Origin of the sequence: Leptospira ellinghausenii (genome assembly GCF_003114815.1) — a bacterium.
GTDB lineage: Bacteria > Spirochaetota > Leptospiria > Leptospirales > Leptospiraceae > Leptospira_A > Leptospira_A ellinghausenii.
Genome location: NZ_BFAZ01000006.1, coordinates 121,516 through 141,665, shown reverse-complemented (window position 1 = coordinate 141,665; position 20,150 = coordinate 121,516). Strand labels below are relative to the sequence as shown.

Genomic DNA, 20,150 nt, shown 5'->3' with positions numbered 1-20,150 from the left:
TTATAGATAAGGTTTTAAAATCGATAAATGGGAAACAAAACTATCTTCTAAGTCTTGTTTTTCTTTACCATACTGGAAAAGATTGGTTTCGGAATCTGCTTTTTTTGCCTTTTCTCCGAGGAAAACAAGTGCTTCTGGTGACCTAGTTGTGAGTAATGGAATTTTCAATCCACCTAACTCCCATTCCATTACTTTTCCTAATTGTTCCTTAGCTTTTTCCGCACCAAAGAGTAACCTAGCAGAAGATCCTAAGATCACGATTGCTTTGATTCCAAATTCCTCTACAGTTTCCTTTACATGAAACTTACAGTTTTCCAACCGAGTGTTCCAATCCGAATCTTTTGAATCCGTATGAGAAAAAGTACAAGCAGGATACTCTTCATAATAAAACTCCTCATAAGAAAATCCAAACACTTTTTTTACAACCCCATCCCAACTGATTTCAGTTAGTTTGTCTTTGAATATCTGATTGGGTCTTGTTTTTGTGAATGGTTTTTCTTTTGCTGTGGTAGCACCAGAATAATGTAACACCAAAATTGGTTTACGACCTTTGTGTAAAAACTGCCTAACTCCGCTTAGTTTTCCTTGGCATAATGTACAAGAGAAATTGACAAGATCTCTATTTTTCCTTTGGCTTTCTTTCTGTTGTTTTTTCTGTTTTTCTAATGTTTCGGGAACCTTTGATTTCCAAGGAAATACAAAATCACTAGGATCTTTTTCATTTTGGAAACGAAAAACGGAAACAGATTGGTTTTGAATCAGGAATTTTGTTTCTTTTAAGATATCGGAGAATGTTTCTAAAATTGTTTTTTGGTTCATATTATCCCTCTATCAATTGTTCCACGGAAATATTGAGGGAACGTAATTTTCTGTATAAATGTGTTCGTTCGATCCCAAGTGCTTTTGAAGTGCGGGTCACATTCCCTTCACAAATTTGTAAGGTTTTGATGATGTATTGGCGCTCAAATTCTTCTTTTGCATGTTTTAAGTCTCCCCTTGCCACCATTTCATTTGCTTTTTTGAATCCGTGTAGTGCCTCTTTTACATCTTTTGCACGGATTGTATCACCTGGAACGAGGATACTCAAACGTTCAATGATATTGGCAAGTTCCCTGACATTCCCTGGCCAAAAGTGGGAGGAAAGAGCATCGAGACCTTCTCGATCAATGGTTTTAGCGGATAAATTGTTTTTTGATATCGATTTTTTTAAATAAAATTCTGCAAGCAGAGGAATATCTTGGTTTCTTTCGCGTAACGGAGGTAATTCGATCGGAATTACATTGAGTGCATAATACAAATCTTCACGAAATTTTCCTTCTCGGATTGCTTCTTCTACATTTGCATTGGAAGCAGCTATAATCCGAACATCGACAGGGATTGTGTCCTTACCCCCCACTCTTTCCAATTTTTGGTCGAGAATTACTTTTAAAACCTTCGATTGCAAAGATAAACTCAAATCACAAACTTCATCTAAAAAGAGTGTTCCAAGTTGGGCAAGTTCCCATTTCCCAATCTTTATTTCGTTTGGTTCCACTAACAAATTCTCAAATCCAAATAACTCCTGTTCAATTATTTCTTCTGGTAAAGAAGCACAATTAAATTCAATGTAAGGCTCATTTTTGCGTTTTGAGTTTTGATGGATTGACCTGGCAGTTAATTCCTTTCCTGTTCCATTTTCACCAAAAAGAAAAACCCTGGCATTGGTTTCTGCTGCTTGGAAAACAGAAAATTTAACACGAGTGATGGAAGGTGATTCACCTAAAATTTGATCTACCTCGAGTTGAAAATCTGGCAGTTCAGAATCTTTTGTTTTTTCAATCGATGTTTCGATCGTTTGTATCACCTTTTCAATCGACAATGGTTTCTCTAAAAAATCAATTGCACCTTTTTTTGTAGCATTCACGGCAAGTTCAATCGTTCCATGACCGGAAATCATCACTACAGGAAGACTTGGATAAAGTTTTTTACATTCGTCTAAAATCAATAAACCATCTTCTTTTCCAACCCAAACATCCAATAACAATAAGGAAGGTCTTTCTTTTGATAAAGCTTTCATTAACGTTTTGCCATTTGAAAAATCTTCAACAAGATAATCTTCGTCTTCTAAAATGACTCGTAATGTTTTACGAATTTCTTTTTCATCATCTAAGATATAAATCAATTTCTGCATTAGGATAGTTCCAAGGGAAGTTCGATTCGAAATTTACATCCACCTAACTTTGAGTTTTCAACTGAGATATGACCATGGTGATCAATTATTGTTTTTTGGACAATGGTCAGACCAATGCCAGATCCATGTTTTTCTTTTGTTGAAAAATAGGGTTCAAATATTTTTTCCCTCCATTCTTCCTTGAGACCAGGACCAGAATCATCAATCTCAACGATGACACTCTTTCTCAGTGCTTTTTTTTGAAGTTTTGACATGACCCGAATTTTTTTACGTTTTGTTTCCAAAATGTCCATCTCTTCTTTTGGATTGTCATGCGACAAAATTGCTTCCACTGCATTTTTGATAAGATTATTGATTACACCAAGAAACAATCGTTTATCGAGGAATAATTCGGGTAAATTTTCTGCTAATTTTAGTTCAAATTCAATATCAGAGGTATCTCGAAAAAGTGCCACTGCTTCTTCTAAGATAGGATTGATGTGTTGGTTGATGAGAACAGGAACAGGCATCCTTGCAAATTCGCTAAACTCCTTCACCAAATGTTCCAGAACACGAACTTGGCCAATGATGGTTTCCGTTGCATCAAAGATCACTGATTCCAAATTTTCTTTTTTTGGATTTTGGAATTTTCGCTGGATCCTTTGTGCCGAGAGTTGGATGGGTGTGAGTGGGTTTTTGATTTCGTGTGCCATCCGTTGTGCCACTTCCTTCCAAGCGGCAATCCTTTGTGTATGCATGAGTTCATCGGATTTTGCCTTTAAGTCACTTACCATTTGATTGAAACTATCAATCAAAATGCCCATTTCACCTTCTTCTGTTTTTTCTAATCTAACATCAGATTCACCAAGAGAAACTTTTTTTGTAGCATTTGCCAAATCGATAATTGGTTTGGAAATTCGCCTTGCAAACAAAAAGGAAAACAATATTGCAATTAAAAACATAGAGAACGAAAAACTAGCAATCGTTATACGAACACTAAAGGGAATTTTTTCTTTCCACAAACTTACTTTTTCATATGTAGAAGTTGCATTGATGATATTTAATACATCTGACTCCATTCCTTTATGGATTCGTTCTGCAATGATGACAGTTCGGTCATTCTCTAAATCAAATTTTGCAACTAAATAGGATTTTTCTGGATCATAATAACGACTTAAGTAGATTCCGCTTTTGTTGGATTCTAAATACTCCAAAGCAGAAAATTGGCGGAATAAATTTTTTGATTCAAATTGAATTTTATTTTTTTCACGGTAACCCAAATAATATTCATTTTTTTCAATCAGTCCATCTTTGATACCGTTCTGAAAAATCATAAAACCATCAGATTTTTCACGGAGAAGTCCAGAACGGAACTTAGAGACTAGTTCCAAAAAGGAATTTTGATTTTCTCTCTCTACCTGGTGGACAAGTAAATTTGCGGAACGTAATGCATTCGATATATCGACTCGATAAAAACCTTCAATGAGTCTTCCGGTTAGATTCGATGACAAAATAAAAATAGGTAAAGAAGGAACAAGTGCTACAAATAGAAACGCGAGTGTGAGTCGATAGCGAATGGAACTTCGAATTTTACCAGTTTCACGATTTCTACGATTCCTATAGATATAACTCAATATCAAAGAAAGAATAAAAAACGGAATGAGAATGAAGACGTAAGTATCTAATTTGGAATAAAAAGATATATCTTCTTCTTCCCTGAAGAATACAAGTTCGGAAAAACCAACGGAGATGGCTAACGTCAAAAAAAAGATAAAAATATCGCGTAAATAATAACGATTTTCGTCAGAAAGAGATGGCAAGAAACGAGAGAATTTACTTGGCATTTGTTTCAAAATTTTGAGTCACAAGAGTTTCTAAAGCTTGTAATGCCTCCTCCTCCTTGTTTCCATCTGCTTTTACGGAAAACACTGTACCTGGTCCTAAAGCAAGCATCATAAGACCCATAATCGATTTCCCATTCACTTCGATGTCATCCTTCATGACAAAAATTTCACAGGGGAAACTGGCAGCTACCTTTACAAATAAAGATGCTGGTCTTGCATGGAGTCCTGTACTATCGTCTCTAATCTTTAATTGGATTTGTTTCAATGGTGCTCTGCTGGATATAGGTATTGAGTTTATTGGAAAATTCCTTTGCGCTATTTTTTCCCATCTTACGTAATCTTTGGTTCATGGCGGCTGTTTCTACGATGATAGGAATATTTCGCCCTGGTTTGACCGGGATTTCGATATAAGGAACTGATACTCCGAGTATTTCTTCCATACTTTGTTCAATTCCTGTTCTTTCGTAATCTCCTGAAGTTTGTTCTTCCCATTCTTTTAAATTGATGATGAGTTCTATGAGTTTATGATCCCTAACAGATCCAACACCAAACAGATCTTTGATGTTAAGAATCCCTAATCCTCTAATTTCCATATGGTGGCGGAGTAAATCAGAACACGATCCAATCAAATAACTTTCACTCAGACGTCGGATCTCAACCATATCATCAGCAACCAAACGATGGCCTCTTTCAATGAGTTCTAGAGCAGTTTCACTTTTACCTACACCCGAACGACCTGTGAGTAAGGTTCCAATCCCAAACACTTCAATGAGTACTCCATGGCGCATAGTCCTTGGTGCGAGGGCTCGGTCCAAAATCTGTGAAATCAATGTAATGAAACGATGGGTGGCAATTTCCGTTTTGAATAAGGGAATTCCTTTTTCTTTGGCTCTTTCCACAAATGGAATTTGTGGTTCATTCCCATGTGTATAGATGATACAATTGAGATGGAATTCAAAAAACTTATCAGTGATTTCGTTTAGTTTCTCTTGTGACAAAGAATTGAGATACGCCCATTCTCCTTTGCCTAGAATTTGGATTCTGTCATTGGCAAAAAAATCAAAAAAACCTGTAAGGGAAAGACCAGGTCGATTGATTTCAGCACTATTAATTCGATTCGAAAGTCCAACCTCACCAGTAATCAGCACAAGTTGTAAGTCTTCATGGTCTCGAAGAATGGTTTCCACTGTAATTCCTGGAACTGGCATCGTTTACCCCTTGAGTGAACTGATTCGCTTTCTTTCGTTGGATGGAAGGATGCGTAAGACCTTACGGTATTTTGCCACAGTCCTACGTGCAATTTCAATACCTTTTTTCTCCATCAATTCCACGATGTCTTGGTCGGAAAGAGGATTGTTTTCATCTTCTTCTTTGACCAAATTTCGAATAATTTCATGTATTTTTTTAGAACTTTCTTTTCCACCTTCCGCTGATTTTACACCAGAGGAAAAAAACCACTTCAATTCAAAAATTCCCCAAGTGGTTTGGATGTATTTATTGGTGGTGATACGAGAGATTGTAGACTCATGTAAGTTCAGTTTTTCAGCAACTTCTTTGAGTGTGAGAGGTTTGATAAATCCAATCCCTCCTCTAAAAAAATCAACTTGGAAATCGATGATACAACTGACAACTCTTTGTAAGGTTTGCCTTCTCTGTTGGATGGACCTGATGAGCCACTGAGCGGAACTATACTTTGTCTGAAAGTACTCCTTCTCTTTTGGAGGGAGTTTATGGTTTAATAATTCTTTGTATTCTTCTTGGATTGTGAGTTTTGGTAACCATTCATCATTGATAAAAATATTAAATTCGTTTCCCACTTGTTTCACTACAACATCGGCAACAACATAATCAATTTTTCTACCTTGGTAGGTTGTAGCAGGGTATGGTTCTAATTTTTTTATCAACCTCGCTAAACTAAGAATTTCTTCTTCTGTGATTTTTAAATTTTTTGCAATTTTTTTATAATCAACCTTTTCTAAATCCGAAAGAAATTCCCCTATCAGTTGGTGCAAAACGATGTTGTCAGGAAACAAAATCCTTCCTTGAATGAGAAGGGTTTCTTGCATATCTTTGGCTCCAATTCCGATTGGATCCAACTCATTGATCACTTGCAAAACCCTACGAACTTTGGCCTCAGGATAACCCATTTCTTTCGATACAAGTGACAAATCATCAGTGATGAAACCTTTTTCATCTATCATACTGATTAAAACTTCACCAATTTCAAATTCCAATTTTGTGAGTTTGATGAGGCGCAGTTGGTTCAGTAAGTGTTCTTCTAAAGTTTCCCCTCGAGTCGAAGATTCGATGTATTTCTGATTTCTATCACTCGCTTCTGTATCGTAGGTCCTTGGCCCTTCTAATGAGTAACTATCTTGCCAGTTTACATCTGTGCTTTTTTCGTGATTGAGTTTTTCCAATCGTTTTACTTCATCGATGGAAAAAAGCTCAGGCATTTTTGATTTTTCATCTACTCCCACTTCATCAAGCAGTGGGTTTTCCAATAATTCGTTTTGTATTTTGTCTGATAATTCTAATGTTGATAAAGATAATAGTTCAATGGACTGACGTAAGTCCTGGGTCATCACCAGTTTTTGCGTTTGGCGTTGTGAAAGTGAAGCCCCGAGTTTCATCTAAAGTTTAAAATCCTCACCTAAATAAATTCTTCTTGTTTCTGGATCATTGATGAGATCATCCGCAGTTCCTGAAATTAAAATTCTACCACTATACATGATGTAAGCGCGGTCTGTAATCTTTAATGTTTCCCTAACGTTATGGTCAGTAATTAAAATTCCAAGACCTCTTTCCTTTAAGGATTGAATTACATTTTGGATATCTTTTACAGCGATCGGGTCAACACCTGCAAACGGTTCATCTAACAGAATAAAGTCGGGGTTAGTGACAAGTGCTCTTGCAATTTCACATCTCCGTCTTTCTCCACCAGAAAGTGTGTAACCTTTTTGGTTGGCCACTCGCATAATTTGTAGTTCCATGAGAAGTTCATCCCGACGACGGATGATTTCATCACCAGGTAAATTCATCGTTTCCAAAATTGCTTCCAAATTTTCGGCAACAGTCAATTTACGAAAGATACTTGCCTCTTGGGCAAGATAACCAACACCCATTCTAGCACGAATGTGCATTGGTGCTTTGGTTAGGTCTTCTTTATCGATAAATACATGACCTTCATCGGGAGTCACAAAACCGACACTCATATAAAAACTTGTCGTTTTACCGGCACCATTGGGTCCAAGAAGGCCTACGATTTCACCTTTTCGGATATAAAAACTGACCCCATCTACAACCTTACGTTTGTTATAGATTTTTACCAGATTTTCCATCCTAAATGTTTTTACATTTGGATCGAGTTCTTTCTTTTTATCCGCTACTTTACTTTTTTTCACCATTCGGGATTACCTTTAGCCCATCAGTTAAGAAGGCTTTGTCCGATTTTGGAAACAAGATGATTTTCCCAGCAGATACTTTTGTAGAGTCTCTCACAAGGGTTGGGTTTCCTTCCAATACTAGTTCATCTTTTTTTTCATAATAAGTGGCAAACTCTCCAGTAGCTTTTGCGGATTGTGTTTCTACTTGCACATCACCTCTGGCAACTGTTTCATTTTTATCATCAAATCTTTCAATAAAGACAGATGTTAATTGTCCACGTTCCACTAAATCTTTTTTATTTAAAAAAACTATTTTTGGAGTTTCGGTTAAATAAGAATAACCCTTTTCTTTATCATAAAAAAGGATCCCACCTTCCATTCGATAACCATTTTCTTTATCCAAATAACTTACATTACCTGTAGCTTTTATTTCTTTATTACTTTTTCTACTTTCCAATAAATCAGCTTTAAATTCAGAATTTTTTCTGTACATAAACGCATTACCATTCATAGAGGTAACAGTTTCTTTTCCTTTATTTAAATGAGTCAAAGTTTTGCCTGAAAACAAAGTTATGACTCTTTCTTTGGTGACTGTATCTTTTTCTTTATCTTTTTTATTTTCGTAACTCACTTGGTAGATGGTTGCATCACCATCCAATTGGATACTTCCCTCTTTCACAAAATAAGAAAGGGTTTGTCCAATGAGAAAACGATTTTCGGAGAACAAAAACGGCTCTCCTTTCAAATCAATACGATCTTCTTTTTCAGAAAAAACTGCATCCTCGCCAAACACTTGGAATTCTTCTGATGTAACGACTACTTTTCCAGCAAGAGTTGTTTTCGCTTCTTCCAAATTCCGAAGGATAGATTGGCATTTAATTCGAACTATTTTTCCATCTTTTTTTTGAGTTAAGATTGGGTGATTTTCCAAACTAACTGTGCCTGCAACTTTATCATAAACACCTTTTGTTGCTGTGAGTGTGACTCCATTCTGAATGTCTTCAACGATCACTTGGCCTTTTAGGTTTCCGATGAGAGCCTCTTCTCCAATGATTTCAATTTCCTTGGCACTGAGTTTGATGGACTTATGCATGATATAAGCACCACCACCTAAGATAAAAACTTTTACTGGAAATCCATTCATCATTCTTTCTTCTTGAGTGAGACTACTTCCTCCCCAAATGATTGGGATTTTATCTTTTTTCGTTTTTTTATCTTCGTTCTTTAGAATTGCCTCATCTGCTTTTAAAAAATCATCGTTCCCATACAAAATAGGAATCGGTGATGATTTTAATTGCAAAACAAATCCAAAGAATATAGATACGACAACCAATCGCCTCATGGTTTTTCCTTCAGTGGATTGGATCCACCGACAGTAACTGCCTTTGGTTGGATGATGGTAAATTTATTTAAACTTTTATCTGCACGTAATCCTTTCCCTCGAATGGTGGTGCCGTCTGAATAAACAAGAACATCCGCTTCTGAAGAGAGAGTTTTTTCCTCTAAATTATAAGTAAGTGATTCGGATTCGATAAATTTTCCATCATTCGTTCTTAAGCGAACTTTCCCCTCCAAAACAACAGTTTTAGTTTGGTGGTTGATCTCTCCTCGATTCCCTGTCATGAGAGACGTAACCTTTCCTTTCTCAAACTGATTGAATTCAAATCCATACACAATGGTTTTGTTTTCTTTAGGAAAAATATACGATTCCGCTCCTTTTAGTTTCCACTCCAATTCACCCGATTCTTTGTAAGAAGCACGGCTAAAGTTTCTCATCGAAACCATAGATCCAGATTCTTTTTCGACTTCGATCCGAAGGTATTCCTTGTCTTTACATGCAGTAAAAACTAAGAGGAAACACAATGTCCATACCTTCGTTTTCATTGGAGATGGACTAGTCCTCTAAGAATTTCGTTTTAACCAAACGATCCAATTCTAATAGTTGAGTGAGTAAAACTTTTGCTTTTGCTAAAGGAAATTGAGTTGTTGCATCCGATAAAGCTTTTTCAGGATCAGGGTGTACTTCCATAAAAAGTCCTTCCACTCCAACAGAAACCGCTCCTCGCATCATATGCGGGATGAACTCTCGTAAACCACCTGTTATATTGCCAGCAGCACCAGGTAACTGTGCGGAATGGGTACCATCAAATACAATGGGAATTCCATGTTTATGCATCATAGGAATGCCTCTCAAGTCAAACACAAGGTTTCCATAGCCGAAACTTGCACCACGTTCGGTGACCATGTATTTTTCGGAACCAGACTCTTGGATTTTGGTTTTGATATGCCGTGTGTCATCAGGTGCCATAAACTGACCTTTTTTCACATTCACCCATTTTCCCGTTTCTGCAGCTTTGGCAATGAGATCCGTTTGTCTGCTAAGGAAAGCCGGAATTTGAAAGATATCCACTGTGTCTTTTAATGGATCCACTTGTATGGTTTCATGGATGTCGGTTAAAACAGGAACATTATATTTATGTTTGATAAAATCGAGGAGTTTGCGTCCTTCTTCCAAACCTGGACCTCGATAGGAATTGATGGAGGAACGATTGGCTTTGTCAAAAGAAGATTTAAAAATATAAACAATCCCTAACTCATCACAGATGGCCTTCATTTCACCACAAACTCGATCAAGTAGGTCTTTGTTTTCCATCACACAAGGCCCAGAGATTAAAAAAAACGGCTGACGACCTCCGATTTTTTTTCCAAAAAATTCTCTTTCTTCAATTAAATCGTACATCTTAATCCTCCGATTTTTTCGCTAATTTCGATGCAGCCTTAATAAAACCTGCAAAGAGTGGATGTGGATCTGTTGGTTTCGATTGGAATTCTGGATGGAATTGAACACCAATGAACCAAGGATGGTTTGGAATTTCGACGATCTCCACCAAACTACCATCAGGTGAAAAACCAGATAAATTCATTCCTTTTTTCTCAAAATCATCCTTAAATCGAAGTGTAAATTCAAAGCGGTGTCTGTGACGTTCTGAAATTCGATCAGCTTTGTATTCGGAATAAGCAAGTGTTCCTTTTTTGACAACACAAGGATAAGCACCGAGGCGCATAGTTCCACCCATACGTTCGATTTCTTTTTGTTCTTCAATCATTGAAATTACAGGGTATTCAACATTTGGTTTGAATTCAGTTGAATTGGCATCTTTGAATCCCAAAACATGGCGTGCAAATTCAATCACTGCACATTGCATTCCTAAACAAATTCCAAAAAATGGAATCTGTTTGGTTCTTGCATATTGGATGGCTGCAATTTTTCCTTCGATCCCACGTTCTCCAAAGCCACCTGGAACCAGAATTCCATGAACTCCTTTTAAAAGTTCCTTGGTATTTTTGGAATCAATATCTTCTGGATTAATTTTGACAACTTCCACTTCTACATCATTCGCAATTCCACCATGTGCCAAGGATTCGTAAACGGATCGATATGCATCTTGTAAGGAAATATATTTTCCAATTAACGCCACTTTTACGGTCTTTTTGGTATTACGAATTTTTTTAACCATATTTTCCCATTGGGAAAAATTAAGTTTCCGTAAATCCATACCAAGTGCATTGAGAACAACCTCATCCAATTTATCTTCTCTATACATCAGAGGAATTTCATAAATGGAAGTGGTAATATCAACTGCTGAAATTACATTTTGTTCTTTCACATTACAAAAGAGAGAGATTTTATTTTTCATCTCTTTTGACATTGGTTTATTAATACGACAGATTAATACATCTGGTTGGATTCCTAGCGCCAATAACTCTTTTACTGAGTGTTGGGTAGGTTTTGTTTTGGCTTCACCAGCTGCCGTAATCGTTGGTACAAGCGTTAGGTGGAGGAATAAAACTTGGTTACTACCATGTTCATATCGCATTTGACGAATTGCTTCCAAAAATGGAATGGACTCAATATCTCCAACAGTCCCTCCAATTTCCACGATCACAAAATCTGTTTCTTGATCTCGTGTTAGGTTATAAATTCGATTTCGGATTTCATTTGTGATATGTGGTACAACTTGTACGGTTCTTCCTAGGTAGTCCCCTTTCCGTTCTCGTTCTATGACTGCATGGTAAATTTGCCCAGTTGATACAGAATTTTTACGGGAAAATTTTGACTTGGTGAATCGTTCATAATAACCTAAATCTAGATCCGTCTCGGCTCCATCTTCGGTCACATACACTTCCCCATGTTGGTAGGGACTCATTGTACCTGGGTCAATATTGATATAAGGATCCATTTTTTGTAAAGAGACGGTATAACCTCTGGCTTCTAACAAACAACCGAGAGCGGCGACAGTGACCCCTTTTCCCAAAGAAGAGGAAACACCACCGGTAATGAATATATATCTGGTCTTGGACAAACTGGACCTCAAAAAAGAATGTTTTTTACAGACTGTTGGGATTTGGGTCCAAAATCAATACGTTTAGGAAGGGGATTTGGCTTTTTCTAAAATCTTAGTAGTGGATTTTCCGGAAACAAATGGCAAAATTTGAATATCCGCACCCATCTCCTTTAAAATTTTGTATTCTGGGAGGGTCTCAATTTGGTAATCCCCACCTTTTGAATGGATGGAAGGTCTTACTTTTTTTAAAATTTCTAAGGGAGTGTCTTCAGGAAAACTGGAAACAAAATCAACGGAAGATAAAGCTGCAAGTACCATCATTCGGTCTTCACAGGAATTGATAGGTCTCGACTCACCTTTTAATCTTCTGACACTCTCATCAGAATTCACACCAATCCAAAGTAAATCTCCTAAATCGCGAGCCTGTGCTAAGTAACTCACATGACCCGGGTGTAAAATATCAAAACAACCATTTGTAAATACGATTTTTTTTCCTTCGAGGGACTTACGTTTTATTTCGATGGTTTCTTGTGCGATGATTTTACTTTGTAGTGACTCGAAAAAACTCATTTTGATTCCTCAAGATAACCTAAAGTACGAAGAGCCTCTTCAATCTCAGATTGTGTCACGGTTGCCGCACCCAGTTTTCCAACGACAATCCCCGCACTTACATTCGAGACAAGGGCTGCTTCCCCAATGCTCATGCCACTTGCTAGAAATGCAGTATAGGTGGTGATTACAGTATCACCTGCCCCTGTTACATCAAATACTTCTTTTGCGACTGTGGGGATATGGTAAAAACGATTGGATGTCCTTTCATAAATTGACATTCCCTTTTCCCCTCTGGTAATCATCATCGCATCAGGAGTGATTTTTTCAGAAATTTCGCGACAAGCGAGTTCAATTTCAGAATCACTGGATAGTTTTTTACCCAATGCCTTACCCGCCTCATGATGGTTTGGTGTCATGATGTGAATGTTTTTGTATAAGAAAAAATGGCTTACTTGCGGATCTACAGTCACAATTTTATTTTCTGCATTACAAAGAGAAATAACAGCTTGGATCAAAGAAGGTGTTAGGTAACCTTTATCATAATCAGAGAGAATCACGGCAGATGCTTCTTTGATTTTTTCTTTAAATTGTTCCAAAATTTGTTTTTCTTCGTCATTTGTCAGTGGGACAATTTCTTCTCTGTCCACACGGCAAACTTGTTGGTGGGAAGCGATGATTCTCGTTTTTAGAATCGTAGGAATATGTTTGGATTTTAGTAAGGCTAAATCTTCCTTTGCTACTGAATTAGAAAGTAAAATTGATTCTAAATTTTCACCAGCTTTGTCTTGTCCGATCCTTCCAAAAACAATCCCTTTTACTCCAATGGAAGATAAGTTTTGAACAACATTACCAGATCCACCTAAAGTTTGTTTTTCGTTTCTAACCCAAACAACGGGAACAGGTGCTTCGGGAGAGATTCTTTCCACTGATCCAATTAAGTATTCATCTAAAATCAAATCTCCTATGACGAGAACTTTGATTTGGGAAAGTTTGGCAAAGGTTTGGTGTAGCAAAGATTTTTTGATTTTCAACAAAGCCGAATCCTTGAATTGGTTTACAACTAAACATGGAATCTAAAACCTTTCTCTGTGTCAACCTTCCCCTTACCACTATTTCCTTTACCAGATGTATTTCTGTTTCCTGGAATGTTTTTACCCTTACATATCTTTGAGCCAAGGTATAGAATGTTACTGGATTTTTGTTTGGAAAATGGAGGAGAAATGGGAATGGCACCTTATCCTAAAGGGTATTTGGGAAATGGATTACCTCCCATTCCTGAGGTTGTAGGGTTTGGACATATCATCCAAAAGGAATCTTTGCCCGACGGAAGATCCAATATCATTTTAGAGGGATTAGGAACGGCAGAGATTGTCAGTTTAACTTCCACAGAGCCCTTTTACATCGCACAAGTATCCAAACGAGAACACCAAAGGAATAAAAATGTTTCAGATGAATTAAAAGAAAAAATTGAAGAATTGTTAGTTCTCACCAAACGAATCTTACTTGCTGAAGGTGCCGAGGAAGACCTAATTTTAAAAATGAACCAAATTTTGGTTCACCCATTTCCTGTAGATTTTATTGCATCGCTCATTTACTTCGATTTTAAAACAAAACAAACCATTCTGGAAACAACCAATTTAGACACAAAAGCGAATTTACTAAAACAAGTGTTAATGGGTCTTAATTTGGGGGAATAACCGTTTTATTTTTTAACTCTGCCACTAAAAATAAAAAGGACGGAAACTCAGAATTATTTTCTCGATAAAATACTCTTGGATTTGTTTCTTTTGCGTTTAGATACAAATAACTAGAGTTCTCTTTTCGTATGTATGCTCTTTCCAGATAATGATTCGTTTGGGAATATAATAAAAAATCTTTCATCAAATCACTGATGGCAACATCAGTTTCGCTCTGTTTTTTCGTTGCGATGAAAAACAAAGAAGTGGAATTTCCCTCTTTTTTCTCAAAGTGGAACTCGTTTGTCCAATGGCCTTTTTTTCCAAAACCAGATTCAGGTGTTAGATTTTCCCCAACCAAATTCGGAATAAAATCCAAAGTTTCCCAAGGGACTTGTTTCCCTAAAAAATTTTCCTTTGCGAGAAAAGAACGCCACTGTTTCGAAAGACCTCTTACTTGGAGTTTTGGCAATTCTAGATCCTCTCGAATGAAACTGCGAAGGGTTAAAAAACCAAGAAATCCCAACTGAACCTGTGAAATGGATTGGAAATCCCAAATTTCTTCCTCTTTCAAAGGAGATAAAAACAAGGAATCCATGGCATAAAAATCTTGGTGTTGGTATGGGTAAAATACCCCTGTTTGGGAAGAAACGACTGATCCATCTAAACGATTCACATAAAAAGTATCGACGGACTTTGGAAAAGAGAAGAGTAAATTCCGCCCCTGCGTTGAGGCGGAACTTTTTACTTGGAAGGCGAGAAATTAATCACCTGCGTATAGGGCAGTGATTTTGTCTTTGTATTTCTCTGTGATTAAGTGGCGTTTCATTTTGAACAGGTTTGTCAATTCATCACCGACTTCAAATGGTTTTGTGATGAGGATGAAAGGAGTCACTTGTTCGAACGACTTAAATCCAGTTTTGGTATTGTTGAGTGCTTTGATTTCCTTTTTGTAGAAATCGAGGACCTTCGGGTTTTCGATGAGTTTCTGTTTATCTGTTTCACCGATTCCATTTTCCTTAGCCCAAGCAGTTAATTGTTCAAAATCAGGAACCACGATAGCACCCAAATTCTTTTGGTCTTGGCCAATCACCATACACTGCGAGATAAAAGGAGACTCTGTGAGTTTGTCTTCAATCGGTACTGGCTCTACGTTTTCACCACCAAGAAGAACCACTGTGTCTTTTGCACGGCCTGTAATGGTAAGGGTTTTTTTGAAATTGAACATTCCAATGTCGCCTGTGTCCATCCAATTATCTTTGAGGACTTTTGCTGTGGTTTCTGGGTTTTTGTAGTAACCTTTCATCACTTGTGGTCCACGGATGTGGATGACACCACGTTTGCCATAAGATCCTGAAACCAATTTTTGGTTCGCATCAATGTGAGTGAGAACTTTACCCAAATCATCTCGGATTTGTAATTCTGTCTCAGGAGTGATCACCCCAACGGAACCTTGGACCAATCGTTTGAACGTACGAACTGAAATCACTGGCGAAGTTTCCGTCATTCCATATCCTTCTAATACATTGATTCCAATATCGTTGAAGAATGCATCGACGTGCCTTTGTAAAGCACCACCACCAGAAACAGATGCTTTTAACTCACCACCAGTTGCCTCACGGATTTTCGAGAGGACCACTAAATCGAGTAAAAAGTATGGAATCGCCAAAACGATAGCAACTGTTAGGTAATAAACACCTTTAAAAAGAGAAACAATTGGATTTCGTCCAACGTAATCAACTTGGTTTCCTTTCAAAAAACGAGTCGCTGCATTGAAGTGTTTTGAGAAAAAATATGCCAAATTGAACAAACCTCTGCGGATTGCAGGAGTTTGTTTTGGATCATTGATTCTTGTATAAATACCATTATAGATACTTTCCCAAAGTCTAGGCGCAGATGCCATAAACGTTGGTTTTGCTTTTTTCATATCATCACGTAGATCACGAACATTCGTATAATACGTTGCACATCCTGCAGCAATCGCAAGGTATTCGAAAACTCTTTCAAATACGTGCCATACTGGAAGAATGGATAACATTCTTTCGTCGGCTTTGATTTCGATCATACTTCCAAGAATGACTCTTGTTTGGTGGAGCATGTTACTGTGTTTTAACATAACCCCTTTTGGCATTCCTGTTGTTCCCGAAGTGTAAATGATGGTAAAAAGGTCATCAGGAAGAATGGATTTCATTCTTTCTTCTGCTTTTTTGGAACCTTTGGCTCTTAGTTCTTTCCCTTTTTCAATCAGGTCATACATTTTTAACACACCAGTTGCAGTGGATTTTTTATCCATTACAATGAGTGTTTTTGCAAATTCGAGCTGTGAACGGTTCTTTTGGAACTTTTCCAACATTTTATCATTTTCTAAGAAAACAACTTTTGCTTCACAGTGATTGAGAATATAAACAATTTCGGAATCGGTAATATCGGTTCCGCGTGGAACATCAGCAGCACCTGCCATAAGGATACCGTAATCGGAAACAATCCATTCCAATCGGTTATCGGCAAGCAACGCTACATTTTCTTTCGCATTCACACCTAAATCAATAAGAGCTTCTGCTAAGTTGATACCAAGATCATACACTTCTTTGAAGGTGACTGGTTTATAGGACTTCGATTCGTCTTTACTAACGAACGCGGGGCGGTTCCCAAATTTTTCAGCACTCTGCTGGAAGAGTTCGGGCAAATTGGCTGGCATGATTCTGACTCCTTTCTGAAAAGAAAACGGTAAAAGGTATCTTTAAGGGACTTTTTTAACGAACATGAGTCAAGACATTTTCATTCTTGCCATTGAAATCAAGGAACCCGCAAAACTTTGTTTGGCATTGCACAATTATGGCAGATCAGACTTGGCCCAAACATGAGAACGGATGAGAAGCCCTGTTAGGTCTTCTTTTTCCAAGCCGTACTGCCGGTACACAATCTTTCCTGAACGATCAAAAACAAGAACACATGGTATCCCTTCCACTTTGTAAAAATCTGTCATTTTCCAGTCTTTATCAAGTAAGGTGGGATAACTCATATTCAATCGAATCATGTCCTTTTTAATTTTATCCAGTGGTTCCGTAGTATCTGTATTGATCCCTCGAAAAACAAAATCTGTCTCGGAAACAGAGTGTTTCCATTCATTGATTGTAGGAACTGCTTTTGCACATGGTTCACACCAAGTGGCCCAAAAATCCAAAACGATCACTTTGCCTTTCCAATCCGACAAAGTCTCAGTGGTCCCAGTGAACGTCGGAAGTGGGTCTGGATAAAAATCTACTTTTCCTGTTTCTGTTTTACAAAAAAAGAAAGAAAGGAAAACGAGAAGATAAAATCTGGAAGATATCAATTGGGAGAATACAGTTTTACTTTTTGGAATCATTGATTTATAACTACTTCTCCAACTTAGACGAATGGAATGATTACGTAAAGGGAAACTGGAAAGGAAAAGGAATTTCGATGATCCCTTCCTTCACAGAACCATATGAATCAGGTGATGAAACTCTCGTTATATGGAAGTTTCAAGAGAACCAAATCAAATCCGTTTTTTCTCGAGGAAAAACCAAATACAATCTCCATTGGTCGGTGGAAGGTGACATCCTTTGTGACCGGATCAAACTAATCGCCAATGCCGAAGACTGGGAATGTGAAATCCAGGCCATGACAAAGGAACGTTTCCATTTACATGTGGTCCCCAAACAAGATAAAACTAAAATTTTATTTTCTGGTGTAGTGACTAAAAAGAAAGGGTTTTTATCATTCTTCTAAAATTGTTCGAAATACAGATTCTGTAATTTTAGCTGCATTTTCCCAACGAAATTCATCAATGGAAACATTTACCGGAGTTGGATTTTGAAAGTAGGAATCAATGGTCTCCGCCCAACGTTTGCTATCCCCTTTGGAATGAATTGGTAAATAACAAACATCATCCTTTCCAATTTCATGGAAAGTAGGAATATCAGATACAATGCACGGGATCTTATGAAATAAAGCTTCCACCATGGGAATTCCAAAACCTTCATACTTACTCGCAAAAACAAAAAGCCCTGCTCGTTTGTACACATGTTGTAATTCAGAATCAGAAACAGAATCTAAGATAAAAATATCTTTGTAGAGTGTTCTTTCTTGGATTAACTCCTCTATGAATTCAGGAGATTCCCATCCGATTTTTCCAACAATCACCCATGGTCTGTAGTGGTGAGGATTTTTTTTCCTGTATTCACGAAACACTTCGAGTAAAAAAGGATAATTTTTCCTTGGTTCGATTGTGGAAACAGATAAGAGATATCCATTCCCTAAGTCTTTCACTCGGTTTGAAATCGGTGTGTCTAATAATTTTGTCATTTCCACTGGATTCACTCCAGGATAAGCAACTCCAGTTTTTTGAACTGGATAATCAAATTTTTTACACATATCATCACTTGTTTGTTTGGATATGGATAAGATAAAGCTCGAACGCCTAACGGAATAACTTTGGAATATTCTTTGTTGTAATCTCGCAATCCAACGCATTGTATTTGGATATAAATACAGTACTAAATCACAATACGTGAGAACTGCCTTCAGTTCTCTTGGCAAAAATGGTGGAAGTACTTGTTGTGAGCCCCAAAACAAATCCAACCGATGAGTCATTAAATAAAAAGGAACATAAAGATTATAATACAATCCGCCTTTCCATTTTAAAAAACCTCCACCTTCTACCCACCTAACATTTTTTAACCCAAGAACTGCTTTATGATCAGGATGAATTGGTAAATGTGAAAATAGCAAAAACTCATATTTCTCTTGATTGGGAAAAGCTTTTAAAGTTTCTGCAATGAGACGTCCAACTCCTGAGACTCTTGTGGATAATGGACGAGCATCCAATCCAATTTTATAAGTTTTTACCATCGTTCCTTCACCTTAAGTGAAAGTTGGTGGAAATCAATTTTACTTTCCAAATATTCTACGGCTTTTCTTTTTCCTGCAACAAGCCCAAATGATAAAGTTGTGTTTTGGTTAAAGGAATATGGTTTATCTTTTAATGGAAAAAATGTAAAATTTTCCTCATCTAATAAAGCAATACCACCGCATATATCCCATTCATTTTTTGGTTTTAACGAAACAATTAAATCGATAAATCCTGCGGATAATAAACCAAGTTTATAAGCAATGCTTCCCATAGATCGAATTTCAAAATCTTCATGCCAAAAAGTATCATCAAAAAGACCTTCTCGCATTTCTGAAGCCGAAACAATCAATACAGGTTTTTTAGTTTGGTAATTTAATTCTTGTAAGGGATGTAGTACGGAGCCACTTTCAACAAGTAAGGTTCTAAAATTTGCTTCTGTTGCATATGGTGCTTGGAGTTTTGCAAAAAAACTATTTTTTCCTTTCGAAAAAAATTCACCAGTTGCAGGGTTAAAGATGATCCCCCAAATTGCCTCACCATTCCGAACAAGTCCCAAGCTGAGTGCAAATTGATCATTCTTTTTGACAAATTCACGAGTTCCGTCAATCGGATCTAAAATCCAAACCCATTCCTTTTCTAAACGAGATACTGTATCCGCCTTTTCCTCTGACAAAAACCCATGTCCAGGAAATCGATTGGATATTTTTTCATACAAAAATTCACTCGCATACAAATCCGCCTCAGTAACAGGATCGTTACCACCTTTATCACGAATCTGAAAATCAGTTTTATAAATGCTTAAGATGGAATCCCCAACTGATAGAACCCACCGCCATACTTCCTGAAATTCTTGTTCTTCCATTCCGTCCTTTATTCTGGACCTAATTAATTCTTTTTTTCTTCTTTATGCGCACCAGAACTTAAATCCAATCCTTCTGGTTTCTCTAATACAATTTCTTCTATTGGTGACGTTACATATGTTTCTGGATCCACTGGGAACTGGTATTGAAAATAATAGTTCTTATACTTTACATAAAAAGTATTTGTACCTTCTGGACGTTCTGTTTGTAAGTCTTGGAATTTTAAATCTTTTAATTCTTTTTTTGGATTTGCAAACCGTTTTGATAATGTACTGCGAACAGAACTTACCATATTTGCTTCAAAGTTTTTTTTCTTTTGTTCTTCAGTGAGTTTTGGGTTTCTTAGATGGTCCTCTAATTTGGTAAACTCTTCCACCAAACCAGTGCTTTGTTGTGAATATAAAACTGTAACAGTACAACTGACGATTACCAATACTTTAATCAAAAACTTCATAAGTTTA

21 protein-coding genes are annotated in these 20,150 nt (G+C 37.1%); 2 read left to right on the top strand and 19 right to left on the bottom strand.

Translation table 11 applies throughout. The features are described from left to right. From DI076_RS05990 to rfaE1, 13 genes are all read right to left on the bottom strand, one after another. Entirely contained in the window at nucleotides 1-819 is an 819-nt protein-coding gene (locus DI076_RS05990) for a hypothetical protein (protein ID WP_108959063.1), read from the bottom strand. 1 nt (nucleotide 820) lies between these two features. Further along, on the bottom strand, nucleotides 821-2,170 hold the full coding sequence (locus DI076_RS05985; RefSeq protein ID WP_108959062.1) for a sigma-54-dependent transcriptional regulator: 1,350 nt from the start codon (nucleotides 2,168-2,170) through the stop codon (nucleotides 821-823). Further along, nucleotides 2,170-3,993, bottom strand: a complete 1,824-nt coding sequence (locus DI076_RS05980; RefSeq protein WP_108959061.1) for an LIC_11548 family sensor histidine kinase — start codon at nucleotides 3,991-3,993, stop codon at nucleotides 2,170-2,172. The genes DI076_RS05985 and DI076_RS05980 overlap by 1 nt, the downstream gene beginning before the upstream one ends. Then, entirely contained in the window at nucleotides 3,983-4,258 is a 276-nt protein-coding gene (locus DI076_RS05975; protein WP_108959060.1) for an HPr family phosphocarrier protein, read from the bottom strand. Before DI076_RS05975 ends, DI076_RS05980 begins: the two co-directional genes overlap by 11 nt. Then, nucleotides 4,233-5,201 (bottom strand): HPr(Ser) kinase/phosphatase, encoded by a 969-nt coding sequence (gene hprK / locus DI076_RS05970; RefSeq protein ID WP_108959059.1) that lies wholly within the window; start codon nucleotides 5,199-5,201, stop codon nucleotides 4,233-4,235. The genes DI076_RS05975 and hprK overlap by 26 nt, the downstream gene beginning before the upstream one ends. 3 nt (nucleotides 5,202-5,204) lie before the next feature. Continuing rightward, nucleotides 5,205-6,626: an RNA polymerase factor sigma-54 gene (rpoN, locus tag DI076_RS05965; protein ID WP_108959058.1), complete on the bottom strand. Its 1,422-nt coding sequence runs from the start codon at nucleotides 6,624-6,626 to the stop codon at nucleotides 5,205-5,207. Beyond that, on the bottom strand, nucleotides 6,627-7,334 hold the full coding sequence (gene lptB, locus DI076_RS05960) for an LPS export ABC transporter ATP-binding protein (RefSeq protein ID WP_108959262.1): 708 nt from the start codon (nucleotides 7,332-7,334) through the stop codon (nucleotides 6,627-6,629). It lies immediately after the preceding gene. Between the two features lie 49 nt (nucleotides 7,335-7,383). Beyond that, nucleotides 7,384-8,721, bottom strand: a complete 1,338-nt coding sequence (locus DI076_RS05955; protein ID WP_108959057.1) for an LptA/OstA family protein — start codon at nucleotides 8,719-8,721, stop codon at nucleotides 7,384-7,386. Next, a complete protein-coding gene (gene lptC, locus DI076_RS05950; protein WP_108959056.1) occupies nucleotides 8,718-9,263 on the bottom strand; it encodes an LPS export ABC transporter periplasmic protein LptC in 546 nt (181 codons plus the stop codon). Before lptC ends, DI076_RS05955 begins: the two co-directional genes overlap by 4 nt. 10 nt (nucleotides 9,264-9,273) lie before the next feature. Further along, nucleotides 9,274-10,119 carry a 3-deoxy-8-phosphooctulonate synthase gene (gene kdsA, locus DI076_RS05945; protein WP_108959055.1) on the bottom strand — a complete coding sequence of 282 codons (846 nt, stop codon included), beginning with the start codon at nucleotides 10,117-10,119 and terminating at the stop codon, nucleotides 9,274-9,276. Nucleotide 10,120: 1 nt separating this feature from the next. After that, entirely contained in the window at nucleotides 10,121-11,743 is a 1,623-nt protein-coding gene (pyrG, locus tag DI076_RS05940) for a CTP synthase (protein ID WP_108959054.1), read from the bottom strand. Between the two features lie 63 nt (nucleotides 11,744-11,806). Beyond that, nucleotides 11,807-12,295: a D-glycero-beta-D-manno-heptose 1-phosphate adenylyltransferase gene (rfaE2, locus tag DI076_RS05935; protein ID WP_108959053.1), complete on the bottom strand. Its 489-nt coding sequence runs from the start codon at nucleotides 12,293-12,295 to the stop codon at nucleotides 11,807-11,809. Continuing rightward, entirely contained in the window at nucleotides 12,292-13,311 is a 1,020-nt protein-coding gene (gene rfaE1 / locus DI076_RS05930; protein WP_439957273.1) for a D-glycero-beta-D-manno-heptose-7-phosphate kinase, read from the bottom strand. The genes rfaE2 and rfaE1 overlap by 4 nt, the downstream gene beginning before the upstream one ends. 111 nt (nucleotides 13,312-13,422) lie before the next feature. On the opposite strand from rfaE1, the gene DI076_RS05925 reads away from it, so the two are divergent. After that, entirely contained in the window at nucleotides 13,423-13,974 is a 552-nt protein-coding gene (locus DI076_RS05925) for an LON peptidase substrate-binding domain-containing protein (protein WP_369689760.1), read from the top strand. Here the strand turns inward: DI076_RS05925 and DI076_RS05920 are convergent. From DI076_RS05920 to DI076_RS05910, 3 genes are all read right to left on the bottom strand, one after another. Continuing rightward, complete coding sequence (locus DI076_RS05920; protein ID WP_108959050.1) at nucleotides 13,958-14,629, bottom strand: LIC11631 family protein; 672 nt, start codon at nucleotides 14,627-14,629, stop codon at nucleotides 13,958-13,960. The genes DI076_RS05925 and DI076_RS05920 overlap by 17 nt on opposite strands. Nucleotides 14,630-14,716: 87 nt before the next feature. Beyond that, nucleotides 14,717-16,651, bottom strand: coding sequence for an AMP-dependent synthetase/ligase (locus tag DI076_RS05915; protein ID WP_108959049.1), 1,935 nt, complete (start codon nucleotides 16,649-16,651; stop codon nucleotides 14,717-14,719). Nucleotides 16,652-16,786: 135 nt separating this feature from the next. Further along, nucleotides 16,787-17,320, bottom strand: coding sequence for a TlpA family protein disulfide reductase (locus DI076_RS05910; protein ID WP_108959048.1), 534 nt, complete (start codon nucleotides 17,318-17,320; stop codon nucleotides 16,787-16,789). Between DI076_RS05910 and DI076_RS05905 the strand changes: the two genes are divergently transcribed. Continuing rightward, nucleotides 17,320-17,706 (top strand): hypothetical protein, encoded by a 387-nt coding sequence (locus DI076_RS05905; RefSeq protein WP_245918294.1) that lies wholly within the window; start codon nucleotides 17,320-17,322, stop codon nucleotides 17,704-17,706. The two genes, DI076_RS05910 and DI076_RS05905, sit on opposite strands and share 1 nt — an antisense overlap. On the opposite strand, the gene DI076_RS05900 is transcribed toward DI076_RS05905, so the two are convergent. The 3 genes from DI076_RS05900 to DI076_RS05890 are packed head-to-tail and all read right to left on the bottom strand — an operon-like array spanning nucleotide 17,695 to nucleotide 20,143. Then, complete coding sequence (locus tag DI076_RS05900; RefSeq protein ID WP_108959047.1) at nucleotides 17,695-18,828, bottom strand: glycosyltransferase family 4 protein; 1,134 nt, start codon at nucleotides 18,826-18,828, stop codon at nucleotides 17,695-17,697. The genes DI076_RS05905 and DI076_RS05900 overlap by 12 nt on opposite strands. Next, nucleotides 18,822-19,691 (bottom strand): 3'(2'),5'-bisphosphate nucleotidase CysQ, encoded by an 870-nt coding sequence (locus DI076_RS05895; protein WP_108959046.1) that lies wholly within the window; start codon nucleotides 19,689-19,691, stop codon nucleotides 18,822-18,824. The genes DI076_RS05900 and DI076_RS05895 overlap by 7 nt, the downstream gene beginning before the upstream one ends. A gap of 23 nt (nucleotides 19,692-19,714) precedes the next feature. Then, nucleotides 19,715-20,143, bottom strand: a complete 429-nt coding sequence (locus DI076_RS05890; RefSeq protein ID WP_108959045.1) for an LIC11625 family surface-exposed protein — start codon at nucleotides 20,141-20,143, stop codon at nucleotides 19,715-19,717. Nucleotides 20,144-20,150 lie beyond the last annotated feature (7 nt).